Consider the following 15259-nt stretch of genomic DNA (forward strand, 5'->3'; position numbering starts at 1 on the left):
CCTTATGTCAGCGCCTGAAGCGCGAGGTGGGCGAGGGTCTTGAGCGCTCCAGGGTCCGCGCCGCCGCGCGCTGCGACGCGCATACCGGCGATGTTCGCGAAGAGGAAATTGGCGGCTTCCCCCGTGGAAAGCGTCGCATTCAAATCCCCGTCCGCTTGAGCCTCGCTGATGCGTTGCTTGGCAGCATGCTTCAGTCGTCGGTCAGCGACCTGATGAATTGCTGTAAGATCAGGACGGCTCTGACCGAACTCGCAGATTGAGCTCACGCCAAGACACGGCTGGGAGGCATTCTCAGCCACTCGCTCCATCATCTCCCGGATTCCGTCCCGGGCACGCGGCGCGCCATGCAGCATCGCGATGTGGGCGTCCGTTTCCGCGGCGGCGTAGCGCTCCACGGCAAGGCAATAAAGCCTCCATTTGTCGCCGAACGTATCATAGAGACTCTGCCGGCCAATCTTCATTGCCCGTACGAGCATTTCGGTGGACGTGCCCTCGAAGCCATGTTCGCGAAACACCTGGATGGCGTCGTCCAGGGCCTGTGTCCTATCGAATTCCTTTGTCCTTGCCATGTGCGTGATTTAGGTATTCTGGAACGAGCTGTCAAGAAAAACATCGCGAACCGTCGAACCAATATGAGAGCTCAGTGAAGGGATGCTCCGTTTGGGATAATCCTCAACATCAGGATGGAATGTTGCTCAATCGCTTTCGCCGGGGACGAGAGTCATGGGCCAGAGGATACGCGCCGACGTCGACGGGTAGATGTCTGCAAAGGCAGGCATCGTTGCGAGCAGAGACTCGGCAAGCGCAATCCCGACGTCGCGTAGCGACAGGCTGAAGGATGTCAGGCGGGGCGACAGGAATTGCGAATGCGGGCTTTGGCGGCCTATGATCGCCATGTCTCGCCCGGGTCTTATCCCGGCTTCCACAAGCCCCCGATAAAGGCCAACCGTGATCGCTTCGTTGATGAGCACGATTGCCGTTGGTCGGTTCGCAAGCGCGCTCAGTTGGCGCGCGATCTGGTATCCTCCCGCCTCGTTCGGGGTTGAACGAAAAACGTGACGCTCGTCGAGGTGAAGCCCGTGTCGGGCTAGGGTCACCCGGCACTGATCCTCGAAAACGTAGCCGAGATTCATGTCGTCGTGTGGTCGTGTAACGGCGATGTGCTTGTGGCCGCGGGAGACGAGCCGATCGATAGACGCCTCGGCCATGCCCTCGAAATCCAGATCGAGCCAGGGCTGACCAACATCGGTCAGGCTTCGTCCCAGTGTGATGAAAGGGATCTTGCGCTTGGCCAACAGTTCGAAGCGAGCGTCGTGGCGCCGGGTCGCCGAAAGGATAATGCCGTCGGCAAACCCACGCGCAACGACGCGTTTCAAATAGTCGTTCGGATCCTCCTCGGAGGAGCACAGCAGGGCGACAAGATCGAGCTTGTGACGGGCAAAGACGGTCTGAACACCGTCGAAGACGCTCATGAAGAACGTGTCGCCCTGACCGGTAATTTCGGAGCCGGTCTGCATCATGAAGCCGATGACGCCAGTCGCACCCTTCCTGAGCGCACGCCCCGATTGATTGGCGACATAACCAAGGGATTCTGCTGCTTCAAGAACCCTTTTTCTCGTCTCCTCGTTGACGTCGGGCTTGCCGTTCAGCGCGCGCGACACCGTACCGATCGAAATATCGAGGTGTTGGGCAAGTTCGCGAATTCCTTTCATTTTTCCGCGTTCCTCCCCAGACCCGCGACTGGTCATATTCACACCTCTTGACATAAAAACCCGTTGCCGCATAGTATCGTAAACGTTTACGGAAGCCAATTGAGGAGTTGGTACTTCCGCGTCTTGGAGGAAATCACGTGAGACACAGGGCCGTTTTGTGCGGGTGCGGAGCTATGGCCAAAGGCTGGCTGAGAGCTCTGACTGAGAGCAGTGTTCTTCGCGAGAAGGTAGAGATCGTCGGCCTTGTCGATCTTGATCAGGCGACCGCAGAAGCTCTCGCCGCCGAATTCAACCTTCGTAACATCCTGATCGGCACGGACCTGCCGGAGGTTCTTCGCGAAAGTCGGGCTGATTTGCTCTTCGACATCGTCGTTCCCGCGGCGCGGCGCGCGGTGGTGGCCGCCGGTCTTGCGCATGGTTGCCACGTTTTGAGCGAGAAGCCGATGGCCGCCACGCTCGATGAAGCGCGCGAATTGCGCGGACTTGCGACCGCGGCCTCACGCATTCATGCCATCGTGCAAAACCGCCGCTTCATCGGCGGTGTCCGCCGCATCCGTCGCCTCATCCAGTCAGGCGCTTTGGGTGAGCTGACAGCTTTGCATTGCGACTTCTTCCTCGGTCCGCATTTCGGAGGATTTCGCGAGCAGATGGACAATGTCCTGCTTTTGGACATGGCCATCCACACCTTTGACGCAGCGCGCTTCATGTCGGGTAAGGAAGCTCTCGCGGTCTATTGCCACGAATCCAATCCACAGGGCTCCTGGTATCGCCACGGCGCAGCCGCGAATGCGATCTTCGAATTTTCCGACAATGTGACCTTCACCTATCGCGGTTCCTGGTGCGCTGAGGGCGCCAACACGAGCTGGGAAAGCGCGTGGCGCATTATCGGTTCCGCCGGAACTTTGCTCTGGGATGGCGGCGATTGCTTTGTGGCCAATGTCGTCACCGGTCGCGAGGGTTTCCTTCGGTCCGTCGCGCCGATCGCGGTGCCTGAGGCCGAAGATCGTACGGATACGGACGGGCACGCGAGCGTTATCGAGCATTTCATCCGCGCGATCGACGCGGGAACCGTGCCGGAAACCGACGGCAGCGACAACATCAAGAGCCTTGCCATGGTCTTCGGCGCGATCGACAGCGCGCGCGACGGCAAACGCGTCACCATTGCAGCCTAGGGAGCCAATTTTGAAGAACCCCAGCAAATCCATCCGCATCGGCACGATGATCTCGGCCACCAAGGGCGGCGCAGACAGGCGTATCAGCCAGATCGCAGACATGGGCTTTGAAAGTTTCGAGCCCTTCTTCTGGCAGACGACCAACGGTCAGGATCTCGCCGAACTTGGCAAGCGTTGCGTGGAGGCGATTGGCGATCGCGACATCACCATCTCTACCCTCGGCATGTTCGGCAATCCGTTGGAGACGACGGAGATTGACGAGCAGACCCTTAAGGGCTGGCGAGACTGCATCGACAACGCTCACCACTTCGGCGCCACCTGCGTCGCCGGTTTCACCGGCCGCCTTCGCGGCAAGCCTCTGACCGACAGCCTGCCGCGCTATCGGAAAATCTGGTCAGAGCTATCAAAGCGTGCAGCCGACAGGGGCGTGAAGATCGCGTTTGAGAACTGCGCCATGGACGGCAACTGGCAGAGCGGTGACTGGAATATCGCGCACAATCCGGACGCCTGGGAGCTGATCTTCAACGAGACGCCGGACGATCATATCGGGCTCGAATGGGAACCATGCCATCAGATGGTCTACCTGATCGATCCGCTGCCGCAGATCCGCAAATGGGCGAAGAAGATCTTCCACGTGCACGGCAAGGACGCCACCATCCGTTGGGACGTCATCCGCGAGCACGGGATCTTCGGCAAGGAGAAATTCGTCTTAATGCGCACGCCCGGCTTCGGCGACACCAATTGGACCGACGTGATTTCCGAACTTCGGCTGGCCGGCTGGTCCGGTTCGATCGATATCGAAGGCTGGCATGACCCGGTCTATCGCGACGATCTGGAGATGACCGGCCAGGTCCATGGCTTGAATTACCTCAAGACCTGCCGGGGCGGTGACTTTGTCATCGACCCGGCCTGAGACGTGCATGTCGGCCGGCATGGAGGATGCCGGCATGGGGATAACCAAAGGAGGAGAAAATGGCTATCCGCGGATCCGCAATCCTGGGCGCTCTCGCCCTTGCAGGTGTCTCTTTATTCGGACTTTCAGCCAAGGCGGAAGATGTCACGATCAACGTCTGGTCGCTCGATCGCGACATCCAGCCCGCACCCAACCTGATATCGGACTTCAACAAGCTGAACACGGGCATCAAGGTCGAATATCGCCAGATCCAGTTCGACGATGTCGTCAGTGAGGCGATGCGTGCCTATTCGACCGGGCAGGCACCCGATATCATCGCCATCGACAACCCGGAACATGCGCTCTTTTCGTCACGCGGCGCCTTCCTCGATCTGACCGACATGATCGCAAAGTCGAGCGTGGTGAAGATCTCGAGCTATTTTCCGGGACCTCTTGCCTCCACCATGTGGGACGGCAAGAACTATGGCCTTCCCAAGGCCACGAACACGATTGCGCTCTACTATAACAAGGACATGTTCAAGGCGAAGGGGCTCGATCCGAACAAGCCGCCGCAGACCTGGGATGAACTGGTTGATGCGGCCCGCAAGCTGACAGATCCTTCGGCGAACGTTTACGGGCTCGCCTTCTCGGCCAAGGCCAACGAGGAGGGAACATTCCAGTTTTTGCCCTGGGTCCAGATGGCCGGTGGCAGCTACGAGCACATCAATTCGGAAGGTGCCGTCAAGGCGCTCGACATCTGGAAAACCATCATTGCCGAGAAACTGGCCTCGCCGGATACGCTGACCCGCGGCCAGTGGGACTCGACCGGCACGTTCAATTCCGGCAACGCTGCCATGGCGATCTCCGGTCCGTGGGAACTCGACCGCATGGTGAGTGAAGCGAAGTTCGACTGGGGGGTCGCGCTGCTGCCGGTGCCCGAGGTCGGTGCAGAGCGCTCGTCGGCCATGGGCGATTTCAACTGGGCGATCTTTTCCAACACGCAGCATCCTGCCGAAGCGTTCAAGGTGCTGGAGTACTTCGCCTCCCAGGACGACCGCATGTTCAAGGATTTCGGACAACTGCCCGCTCGATCCGACATTGCGATCCCTGAGACTCGTGTGCCGCTGAAGGATGCGGCCCTCAAGGTCTTCATCGAGCAGCTCAAATTCGCAAAGCCGCGTGGACCCCATCCGGAATGGCCGAAGATCTCCAAGGCCATCCAGGACGCAATCCAGGCAGCCCTGACCGGACAGATGACGTCGAAAGATGCCCTCGACCAGGCGGCTGAAAAGATAAAGGCGGTCCTTGGCTAAGACCTATCGCAAGGCGGCTGGCGCTAGCCGCCTTGCGATCAAGGGGTGCTGGTTCGCAGGCGCTAGAGCGGAAACCCGCGAAGCATGTCGGCACCTTTCCGGTCATTCTAATGTGCAGGCCGAACAGTGCGACACCCATGTGGCCGTCACCCCGGCGGCGGAGGAGCTCATGAAACGAATCTTGTCCAGCATGATCGACGGCCGTGGGTTCGATATCGGCCTTGTCGGGTTGCCGCTCGCATTCCTGCTTACGCTCTCCGGTCTTCCGCTACTCTACAATATCGCCATGAGCCTCCAGGAGGTCGACATGTTCAGCCTCGGGAGCTTCTGGCGGCCTTTCGTCGGCCTCAAGAACTACCGTGATCTGTTCGCTCAGCCGGAAACGTGGCCGATCCTGGCCAACACTGCGACCTTTGTCGTCGCCTCGATCGCCGGCCAGTTTCTCGTCGGTTTCGGCCTGGCATTGTTCTTCTGGACGAACTTTCCAGGCGCCTCATGGCTGCGGGGCCTTTTTCTGGTGTCGTGGGTGATGCCCGGGCTTGTGGTCGGTGCGATCTGGAACTGGATCCTCTCGGGCGACTTTGGCGTGCTCAACTTTATGCTGCGCGAAGCGGGCCTCATCGACGGCAACATCTTCTGGCGCTCAGACCCCGGCTTCTCGCTCTGGGCCGTGATCATCGCAAATATCTGGCTCGGCACATCCTTCAACATGATCCTTCTGTCCGTTGGCCTGTCGGCCATCCCACGGGATCTTTATGAGGCATCCGAACTGGACGGCGCCAATGTCTGGCAGCGCTTCTGGACGATAACCTTGCCGATGATGCGCTCGTCCATCGGGGCAATTATCGCACTCGGACTCATCTTCACGCTGCAGCAATTCGATCTTTTCGCCGCCATCACCTCGGGAGGGCCGAACAATGCTTCGAACGTCACGCAATACTGGGCCTGGGATTTGTCGTTCCGACAGTACGATTTCGCCAAGGGCGCGACGATTTCCGTGATCATGATCGTCTTCGTGATGATCGCCTCAGTCGTTTACGTGCGCTCCACACGGCACGAGGTGCGCGGATGAGCCATCAAACCCGCGACCGTCTGCTGCTCGCAATTGCGATCATTCTCGCCGGCATTTATCTGTTTCCCCTCTACTGGATGTACATAACCACGATCAAATCGGGATCGGAGATGTTTGCCACCCCGCCGACCTTCTGGCCGACCGATCCCCAATGGCAGATCTTTGGCAACGTCTGGCAAAGCCGCAACATGGGCCGGTACATCTGGAATTCTCTTGTCATCGCTTGCGGAGCGGTCAGTGTCATCACCGTACTCGGTGTCGGCTGCGCCTATGTGCTCGCGCGCTACCGTAACATCTGGGTCGATATCGGGCTCTTCCTCATTCTAATGTTGCAGGTGCTTCCGGCCTCACTGATGGTCACGCCGATCTTCGTCGGCTTTTCCCAGATCGGGCTGCTCAACTATCCCCGCCTTGCGGTGATCCTTGCGATTGCGGCCAAGAGCATGCCGTTCTTCGTCGTTCTGGTGCGTGCGACCTTTATGAGCGTGCCGCAGGAATTGGAGGAAGCAGCCCTTGTCGACGGCAACTCGAGGGTAGGCGCCTTCTTCAACATCGTCCTGCCGCTGGCACGAAACGGTATCCTTGTCAGCGCCATCCTGATCTTCATGCAGGCGTTCGGAGAGTTCGTCTATTCGAAGTCGATGATCCAGGCGGTGGAGCTGCAGCCGGCAAGCGTCGGACTGAATTCCTTCATGGGACCGAACACCAACGAATGGAACAACATCATGGCCTATGCGGCGATCTACGTGACGCCGATCCTCGCCATTTTCGTCCTCCTGCAACGTCGCATCGTCTCTGGCCTTACCTCGGGAGCGCTCAAATGACCGCCCAGATCCAACTGACCAACGTCAACAAGTATTATGGTGCCTATCATGCATTGAAGGACATCGAGCTTTCGATCCGCAAAGGCAGCTTCACGGCGCTTGTCGGTCCCTCCGGCTGTGGGAAGTCGACGCTGCTGCGGTCGCTAGCCGGCCTGGAGAGCATATCGTCCGGCACCCTGAGAATTGCCGGGGAGGTCATGAACGCTGTGCCCCCACGCAAACGTGACGTGGCGATGGTTTTCCAATCATACGCGCTCTATCCGCACATGACGGTCGAGGAGAACCTCACCTACAGCCTGCGGATCAAGGGTGTCCCAAAAGCTGAACGCAAGAAGGCGGCCAATGAGGTCGCCGCGGTGACCGGGCTTACGCCTCTGCTCGGCCGCTATCCGCGTGAGCTTTCCGGTGGACAGCGCCAGCGGGTGGCGATGAGCCGGGCGATCATCCGACATCCCAAGGCGTTTCTGTTCGACGAACCCCTTTCGAATCTCGATGCGGCACTTCGCGTTCATATGCGCAAGGAAATCCGTGCGTTGCACGACCGTTTGGGTGCCACTTCGGTCTATGTCACCCACGACCAGGTCGAGGCAATGACGATGGCGGACCATGTCGTCATCATGCGCGATGGCGTCATCGAACAGCAGGGCAGCCCGCTTGAGCTCTATGACCGGCCGGACAACAAGTTTGTGGCCGGGTTCATCGGATCTCCGGCCATGAATTTTCTGCCAGCAGTCGGCGGTCCGGATGGCCGGTCGATCATTCTCGATCTCGGTATGAAACAAACGGTCTCTCTCGAACGCGCCGTGCAGTCGGGGCGGGCCTTGATCGTTGGCTTGCGCCCGGAGAACATCGAACTTGCCCCGGCGGATGAGGGCGTCGTCTCGGCACAGGTGGCGCTGGTCGAATCGACCGGGGCGACATGCTTCTTGACCATGGCAACGACGCCTGAGCTTTCGGTGGTCTTCAACGGGCGATCGCAGGCGCAAGCCGGCGATCGTGTCGGACTGAACTTTGCACCCGCCAGCATTCATCTTTTCGACGCAGATACCGAACGGCGTTTGCCGGACTGAGGGCAGATACTGACCGCCCGACAGCGCGTGCGTTGCTTGGATATGCGACTTTCCGGCCCGCCTTTGCCTAGATAAATGGTCGCAGCGCTCGCAACAATTATCGATGGCGCATTGGTTTTGCTGCTGACTAGCGTCGGCCTCATCGCCGCCTCTGTCATCCGTGGGCGCGGCATGCAGATTACCCGCAGTTGGCTGTCAATCACTGCACTTCGTCGCGGTCCATATTGGCTGTGTCGGCGGACGGCAGATACCGGTTCCCGAAAGGACCTGATCCGAGCACGGACGATCGGAGGGAACTTGTACGCGAACAGGCCCTCTTCACCAGTCAGCAGGCCGCTTGTTGGCGTGAATTCATGTGCTTATGCAACGATTTGAGGAAACAACTTCGACGCATTTCCTCTTCGCGGTAGTCTTCAAACGACGTGTGCCTCAGGGACGCCCCAGCGCATTCCCGTCCGCTTCTTTGAGATAGCTAACAACGGCGTCGGCTATCATGGTCCGATGCCTGCCGATCGTATGTGGCTCTGAGAGGTCACGGCGAAAGATCGTGCCGAATGTGTAGCGGTTGGAAACCCGGAAGAAGCAGAAGGCACTGATCAGCATGTGCACGTCGATCGGGTCGGCCCTTCGCTTGAACACGCCTTCAGCGATACCGCGCTCCAGAATGCCGGCGATCGTCTCGATGACCGAGACATTCAGATCGCGGATCGCTTCCGAACGCAGCATATGTGCGGCGTGGTGGATGTTTTCGATGCTGACCAATCGCACGAAATCGGGATTGGCCTCGTCGTGGTCGAACGTACTGGAGATGAGGGTGCGCAGCGCCTCTTCCGGCGCAAGGCTTGCAAGCTTCAAATCCTCCTCAAGTGTGCGGATCTTGCGATAGGCGCGCTCCAGCACGGAGAGGTAAAGTCCCTCCTTGCCTCCGAAATAATAGTAGATCATGCGCTTGGAGGTTCGCGTCCGTTCTGCGATAGCATCGACGCGCGCGCCAGCCAGACCATGCGTCGAGAACTCCTCCGTGGCGACGACAAGGATGTCTTCCTTGGTCCGTTCTGGATCGTTCTTTCGACTTGCCTCAGCCCGCCCAGCCATTCTTTCGTCGCCACTCCTCCGGCGTTAACCGAAATTTACTCAATAAAACCAATTCGAAACGGGCGGGCCACAGGGACTCGTCATCTCGCCTCCGTTGAAAGTCATATTGAGGTTGCAGGGGTCTTTCAAGAGACTCCTCTTGACATACGTACTAGTTCGTACATTTTGTTGTGAGCGATTGCGCCTGGAGGAGGTCGTGGTCGCGCCGTGCCCCTGATGCGCATACCGAAGCCGATACAACGCTCGGGCGCGAAGACGGCACTCTGCTTTGGGAGGAGCGCATGACCCGCATCATTGATTTCTATTTCTTCGCGCTGAAGGTGGCGATTGCCCTGCTGCTCGCAGGCATGGTTGTCCTCGTCTTCGGCAATGTCGTTCTGCGCTATGCCTTTAATCAGGGGATTACGGTTTCCGAAGAGCTGTCACGCATCTTCTTCGTCTGGCTTACCTTTCTCGGTGCCGTCGTCGCCATGCGCGAACACGGTCATCTCGGCGTCGATACGCTCATCAAGCGCCTACCGCCGACCGCCGCAAAAGTCGCGGTTCTGCTCGGCCATGCTCTGATGCTTTATGCGACCTGGCTGATGATCAGCGGCAGTTGGGCGCAGACGATGATCAATCTCCACGTTGGCGCGCCGGCGACCGGGCTTTCGATGGGTTTCTTCTACGGCGCCGGTCTCGCCTTCGGCATTCCCGCTTTCCTGATCCTGCTTGCCGACGCGTTGGCGATTGCCACCGGTCGCATCGACGTGACCACGGCCGAACTCGTGCGCGAGAGCGAAGACGAGTTGGCCCTCGACGATCTCCCAGAGCCGGTACTCGGCCCCGTTTCAGTGAAGCGTTGAGGAGCTGGCTATGACCGTTACGATCTTCCTCGGTTCACTTCTTGGACCCATGGCGCTCGGCGTGCCGATCGCCTTTGCACTCATCCTCAGCGGCGTGGCGCTGATGCTTTACCTCGGTCTCTTCGACGCACAAATTGTGGCGCAAAATGTCTTGAATGGTGCTGACAGTTTTCCGCTGATGGCCGTGCCCTTCTTCCTGCTCGCAGGCGAAGTCATGAACACAGGCGGGCTTTCCAGGCGCATCGTCACGCTGGCGATGGCGATGGTCGGCCATATTCGCGGCGGCCTCGGTTTCGTCGCGATCTTCGCCGCCTGCATTCTTTCCAGCCTCTCTGGCTCGGCCGTCGCGGACGCGGCTGCCCTCGGAGCGCTGCTTTTGCCGATGATGCTGAAGAGCGGTCATGACGCAGCGCGCGCTGGCGGGCTGCTCGCCTCCGCATCGGTGATCGGACCGATCATCCCGCCGTCGATCGGTTTCATCCTCTACGGCGTCGTTGGTGGCGTCTCGATCACCAAACTTTTTCTCGCCGGCATCTTCCCGGGGCTGATGATCGCGGCTGCGCTTTGCATCACCTGGCTGATCGTTGCCCGCAAGGAGCAGTTCGAGCTGCCGCCAAGGCAGAGTGGGGCCGTGCGGCTCAAGGCGCTCGTCGACAGCATCTGGGCGCTGATGCTGCCCGTGATCATCATCGTCGGTCTGAAGTTTGGGGTCTTCACGCCAACCGAGGCCGGCGTTGTTGCCGCCGTCTATTCGCTTTTCGTCGCCATGGTCGTCTATCGCGAACTGCCGCCGGCACAGCTCTTTCACGTCTTTGTGTCGGCGGCAAGGATCACCTCCGTCGTCATGTTCCTGGTCGCCTGTGCCGCGGTCTCCGCCTGGCTGATCACGGTGGCCGACGTCCCCGGTGCGCTTGCCTCGCTCATCGAACCGCTGATGGACAACCAGACGCTTCTCTTGATTGCGATCATGGTTCTGATCGTGCTCGTCGGCACTGCGATGGACATGACGCCGACTATCCTCGTGATGACGCCGGTGCTGATGCCCATCATCAAGCAGGCGGGGATCGACCCGGTCTACTTCGGTGTCCTGTTCATCATCAACAACTCGATCGGTCTGATCACGCCGCCCGTCGGTACGGTTTTGAACGTCATCTGTGGCGTCTCGAAACTGTCGATGGAAGACCTGATGAAGGGTGTTTTGCCTTTCTTAGTCGCCGAGTTGATCGTCCTGTTCCTGCTCGTCCTGTTCCCCGCTTTGGTGACCGTTCCGGTCTCCTGGTTCGGGCACTGACCGAAACTTCAAGCTTCAACACGGCCGGCGGAACTGCCGGTCAAATCTGGGAGGAGAACATGTTGAAATTGACGAAACTGGCCTTGGGCCTTGCTCTGCCGCTCGCTTTGCTGACAGCAGGACCGACGCTTGCCGAGATCCGCGATCAGACGATCAAGTTCGCTTCGGCCAACAACAAGGGTCACCCGCAGGTGACCGGCATGGAGAAGTTTGCCGAACTCGTGAAGGACAAGAGCGGCGGCAAGATCGAGGTAAAGCTCTTCCCGGGCGGCACGCTCGGTGGGGACGTCCAGACTGTCTCTGCCCTGCAGGGCGGCGTCATCGAGATGACGGTGCTGAACGCCGGCATCCTCGCCAACAACGTAAAGCAGTTCGGCGCCGTCGACCTTCCCTTCCTCTTCGACAGTGGTGCGGAGGCGGACAAGGTCATGGACGGTGCTTTCGGCAACAGTCTCCTCAAGCTTCTGCCCGATACCGGCCTTATCGGTCTCGGCTACTGGGAGCTCGGCTTCCGCAATCTCACCAACAATCGCCATCCGGTGACGAAGCTCGAGGACATCAAGGGTCTGAAGATCCGCACGATCCAGTCGCCCATCCCGATCGAACTCTTCAACACGCTCGGCGCCAATGCCGTGCCGCTGCCCTACACCGAACTCTATACCGCGCTCGAGACAGGGACGGTCGACGGGCAGGAGAACCCGGCCGCAAACATCCTGAACGCCAAGTTCTACGAAGTGCAGAAGTACATGACGCTGACCCGTCACCAGTACAATCCGCAGATCGTGCTCGTCAGCAAGAAGTTCTGGGATGGGCTGAATGACGAGGAAAAGGCCGTCCTTGAGGCGGCCGCGACCGAAGCGCGCGACTACCAGCGCAAAGTGTCACGCGATGCGGACGCCGCGGCGCTGGAGGAAATTCGCAAGACCGGCATGGAGGTCAGCGAATTCAGTCCGGAGGAAACGCAGAAGCTGCGTGATGCCGTCAAGCCGGTGATCGAGAAGTTCAGTGCCGAGATTGGCGCTGAGACGGTTCAGGCCCTCTTCAAGGAGATCAGCGTCGCCCGAGGCCATTAACTATTGCGAACCTCCGGCCCGCCTTCAAGACAAAGGCGGGTCGGGCTGGGGCGGCAGCTCGGTGCTGCGGACAGAAAAATGGAAACGGAAACCATGACCGAAACGCTTGTAAGACCCTTGAAGGCCGGTCTGATCGGCGCGGGCATTCAGGCCTCGCTGACCCCGGCGATGCATGTGGCCGAGGGTGCCGCACAGGGGCTCCGCTATCAGTATGAGCTGATCGATCTTCTCGAACTCGAAGCGACGCAGGACGACCTGCCGCGCCTGCTTGCCGATGCCGAGCAGGACGGGTTCGCGGGCCTCAACATCACTTACCCCTGCAAGCAGGCGGTGATCGCCCATCTCGATAATCTTGCTCCCGACGCGCAAAGGCTGGGTGCCGTCAACACGGTCGTTCTCAAGGACGGCCGACGCTACGGTCACAATACCGACTGGTGGGGTTTCGCGGAAGGTTTTCGGCGCGGCTTGCCGGATGCCGACCTTTCCTTCGCTGTTCAGCTTGGCGCTGGCGGCGCGGGTGTGGCGACGGCCTATGCCGCGCTCTCACTTGGACTGAAGAGCCTCATGGTCTTCGATCGGGAACCGGAACGGGCAGAGTCGCTCGCCTCGATGCTCTCCCGCTTCTTCCCTGAGGCGGAAATCGCGGCCGGCACGGATCTTCCGGCGGCGATGCGATTGGCGTCGGGCTTGATTCACGCCACACCGACCGGGATGGCGAAGTATCCCGGACTGCCACTCGACAGGGACCTTATCGACCCGCGTCATTGGGTTGCGGAGATTGTCTACTTCCCGCTCGAAACGGCGCTGCTTGCCGAAGCGAGGCGACGCGGCTGCCGCACGCTCGATGGGGGAGGAATGGCCGTATTTCAAGCGGTAGGCGCCTTTCGCCTGTTTACAGGGCTCGAACCCGACGCGGCGCGGATGCTGAACCATTTCAAGACGATGACCGGCTGACGCCGAAAACTCCAGCGAGGAACGAAGCATGAAGACCTCGATAGCAACGGTTTCGCTGAGCGGCGATCTCAAGGACAAGCTGCGCGCCATCGCCAAGGCCGGCTTTGCCGGTGTCGAAATCTTCGAGAACGATTTCCTTGCCTTCGACGAAAGCCCGCGTGACGTCGGCCGAATAGTGCGCGACTATGGCCTGGAGATCAGTCTGTTCCAGCCGTTCCGCGATTTCGAGGGGATGCCGGAACCACTCCGGACACGAACCTTCGACCGCGCCGAGCGCAAGTTCGACCTGATGCAGGAGCTCGGCACCGACCTCGTCCTCGTCTGCTCCAATGTCTCGCCGGCTGCCATCGGCGGCATCGATCGGGCGGCGGCCGATTTTCGCGAACTTGGCGAACGCGCGGCGAAACGCAACCTACGCGTTGGCTACGAGGCGCTCGCCTGGGGGCGCCATATCAGCGACCATCGCGATGCCTGGGAGATCGTCCGACGCGCCGACCACCCGAGCATAGGCCTGATCCTCGACAGCTTTCATACCCTGTCGCGCAAGATCGAGATCAATTCGATCCGCTCCATCCCGAAGGAGAAGATCTTCATCGTCCAGCTTGCGGATGCTCCGCTGATCGACATGGATCTGCTCTACTGGAGCCGGCACTTTCGCAACATGCCGGGCGAGGGTGACCTGCCGGTGACCGACTTTACCCGCGCGGTGGCGGCAACCGGCTATGATGGCTATCTGTCGCTTGAAATATTCAACGACCAGTTTCGCGGCGGCAATGCCAATGCCATCGCGGTCGATGGCTACCGCTCGCTGATCTATCTGGGGGACCAGGTTAAGCGCGCCGAGCCGGACGTCCGCCTGTCGGTTCCTGAGATGCCCGCGCGCGTCGACGTCAAGGGAGTGGCCTTCGTGGAGTTCAGCGCCTCGGAGGACGAGGCGGGCGAACTCGAAGCGCTGCTCGTCACCATCGGCTTCAGGAAAGCGGCGCAGCACCGGTCCAAGCAGGTGGTGGTCTACCGCCAAGGCTCCATCAATGTGGTGATCAACACCGAGCGGGAAGGCTTCGCCAACGCTTCCTATCTGGTGCACGGAACGTCCGCCTATGCGGTCGGCCTTACAGTGGACGACGCCACGGCGACTGCTGAGCGGGCGAGGGCGCTTGGCGCCGAACCCTTCGAGCAGGCTGTTGGACCGGAAGAACTGCTGGTACCGGCCATCCGCGGCGTTGGCGGTGGACTCGTCTATTTCCTCGACGAGAAATCCGAGCTCGCCAGGATCTGGGAGATTGAATTCGATCTGGTGCCCGACGAAGGCTTGGTGATGCCGGCCGGATTGACCACCATCGATCACATTGCCCAGACGGTCAAATATGAGGAGATGCTGACCTGGCTGCTGTTCTACACATCGCTGCTCGATGTGCGAAAGACGCCGATGATAGACATCGTCGATCCGGCCGGCATTGTTCGCAGCCAGGTCGTTGAGAATGATGCCGGCACGTTGCGCCTGACGTTGAACGGCGCGGAGAACCGCAACACGCTTGCGGGCCACTTCATCGCCGAGACCTTCGGCTCCGGTGTGCAGCATCTTGCCTTTGCCACCAACGACATCTTCGCAACGGCTGAGGTGCTGCGTGCAAACGGCTTCAACGCTTTGCCGATCTCACCGAACTACTACGATGACGTCGAGGCGCGCTTCGGCCTCGACGCCGAACTGATCGAGCGGCTGAAGTCCGAAAACATCCTCTATGATCGCGATGATGGGGGCGAGTATTTCCAGCTCTACAGCCCGACCTTTGGCGAAGGCTTTTTCTTTGAGATAACGGAAAGACGCGGCTATCGCGGCTACGGGGCCGCCAACGCCATCTTCCGCATCGCCGCGCTGAGAAAGTCCCTGAGGCCAGCGGGCCTGCCGAAAGACTGATCGCCGGGCGATAGCCTTGTGTCGGCGC

Annotated in this window: 14 protein-coding genes; 11 read left to right on the forward strand and 3 right to left on the reverse strand. The window is 59.9% G+C overall.

The window, feature by feature from the left end:
• Nucleotides 1-2 precede the first annotated feature (2 nt).
• Together ACTJKM_RS25130 and ACTJKM_RS25135 are read right to left on the reverse strand one after the other, a co-directional pair.
• Entirely contained in the window at nt 3-569 is a 567-nt protein-coding gene (locus tag ACTJKM_RS25130) for a TetR/AcrR family transcriptional regulator (protein ID WP_440661183.1), read from the reverse strand.
• Between the two features lie 126 nt (nt 570-695).
• A complete protein-coding gene (locus ACTJKM_RS25135; RefSeq protein ID WP_440661185.1) occupies nt 696-1712 on the reverse strand; it encodes a LacI family DNA-binding transcriptional regulator in 1017 nt (338 codons plus the stop codon).
• Nucleotides 1713-1849: 137 nt separating this feature from the next.
• Between ACTJKM_RS25135 and ACTJKM_RS25140 the strand changes: the two genes are divergently transcribed.
• From ACTJKM_RS25140 to ACTJKM_RS25165, 6 genes are all read left to right on the forward strand, one after another.
• Nucleotides 1850-2884 carry a Gfo/Idh/MocA family protein gene (locus ACTJKM_RS25140; protein ID WP_082663577.1) on the forward strand — a complete coding sequence of 345 codons (1035 nt, stop codon included), beginning with the start codon at nt 1850-1852 and terminating at the stop codon, nt 2882-2884.
• Between the two features lie 10 nt (nt 2885-2894).
• Nucleotides 2895-3797, forward strand: coding sequence for a sugar phosphate isomerase/epimerase family protein (locus ACTJKM_RS25145; RefSeq protein ID WP_058327947.1), 903 nt, complete (start codon nt 2895-2897; stop codon nt 3795-3797).
• 59 nt (nt 3798-3856) lie between these two features.
• On the forward strand, nt 3857-5089 hold the full coding sequence (locus ACTJKM_RS25150) for an ABC transporter substrate-binding protein (RefSeq protein WP_440661186.1): 1233 nt from the start codon (nt 3857-3859) through the stop codon (nt 5087-5089).
• A 169-nt stretch (nt 5090-5258) separates the two neighbouring features.
• Complete coding sequence (locus ACTJKM_RS25155; RefSeq protein ID WP_058327945.1) at nt 5259-6161, forward strand: carbohydrate ABC transporter permease; 903 nt, start codon at nt 5259-5261, stop codon at nt 6159-6161.
• Nucleotides 6158-6985 (forward strand): carbohydrate ABC transporter permease, encoded by an 828-nt coding sequence (locus tag ACTJKM_RS25160; protein ID WP_058327944.1) that lies wholly within the window; start codon nt 6158-6160, stop codon nt 6983-6985. Before ACTJKM_RS25155 ends, ACTJKM_RS25160 begins: the two co-directional genes overlap by 4 nt.
• Nucleotides 6982-8055, forward strand: a complete 1074-nt coding sequence (locus tag ACTJKM_RS25165; protein ID WP_058327943.1) for an ABC transporter ATP-binding protein — start codon at nt 6982-6984, stop codon at nt 8053-8055. The genes ACTJKM_RS25160 and ACTJKM_RS25165 overlap by 4 nt, the downstream gene beginning before the upstream one ends.
• Before the next feature lie 429 nt (nt 8056-8484).
• On the opposite strand, the gene ACTJKM_RS25170 is transcribed toward ACTJKM_RS25165, so the two are convergent.
• Nucleotides 8485-9150 (reverse strand): TetR/AcrR family transcriptional regulator, encoded by a 666-nt coding sequence (locus ACTJKM_RS25170; protein ID WP_058327942.1) that lies wholly within the window; start codon nt 9148-9150, stop codon nt 8485-8487.
• Nucleotides 9151-9431: 281 nt separating this feature from the next.
• On the opposite strand from ACTJKM_RS25170, the gene ACTJKM_RS25175 reads away from it, so the two are divergent.
• The 5 genes from ACTJKM_RS25175 to ACTJKM_RS25195 all read left to right on the forward strand — a co-directional run bounded on the left by ACTJKM_RS25175 (nt 9432) and on the right by ACTJKM_RS25195 (nt 15231).
• Nucleotides 9432-9995: a TRAP transporter small permease gene (locus ACTJKM_RS25175; protein ID WP_058327941.1), complete on the forward strand. Its 564-nt coding sequence runs from the start codon at nt 9432-9434 to the stop codon at nt 9993-9995.
• 10 nt (nt 9996-10005) lie between these two features.
• Nucleotides 10006-11286: a TRAP transporter large permease subunit gene (locus tag ACTJKM_RS25180; protein ID WP_113512553.1), complete on the forward strand. Its 1281-nt coding sequence runs from the start codon at nt 10006-10008 to the stop codon at nt 11284-11286.
• 59 nt (nt 11287-11345) lie between these two features.
• Nucleotides 11346-12359 (forward strand): TRAP transporter substrate-binding protein, encoded by a 1014-nt coding sequence (locus ACTJKM_RS25185; RefSeq protein ID WP_058327939.1) that lies wholly within the window; start codon nt 11346-11348, stop codon nt 12357-12359.
• Nucleotides 12360-12452: 93 nt separating this feature from the next.
• Entirely contained in the window at nt 12453-13313 is an 861-nt protein-coding gene (locus ACTJKM_RS25190; protein WP_440661239.1) for a shikimate dehydrogenase, read from the forward strand.
• 28 nt (nt 13314-13341) lie between these two features.
• Nucleotides 13342-15231: a sugar phosphate isomerase/epimerase and 4-hydroxyphenylpyruvate domain-containing protein gene (locus ACTJKM_RS25195; protein WP_113512551.1), complete on the forward strand. Its 1890-nt coding sequence runs from the start codon at nt 13342-13344 to the stop codon at nt 15229-15231.
• Nucleotides 15232-15259 lie beyond the last annotated feature (28 nt).

The sequence above is a fragment of the Ensifer sp. 22460 genome, assembly GCF_052044935.1.
Lineage (GTDB): Bacteria > Pseudomonadota > Alphaproteobacteria > Rhizobiales > Rhizobiaceae > Ensifer.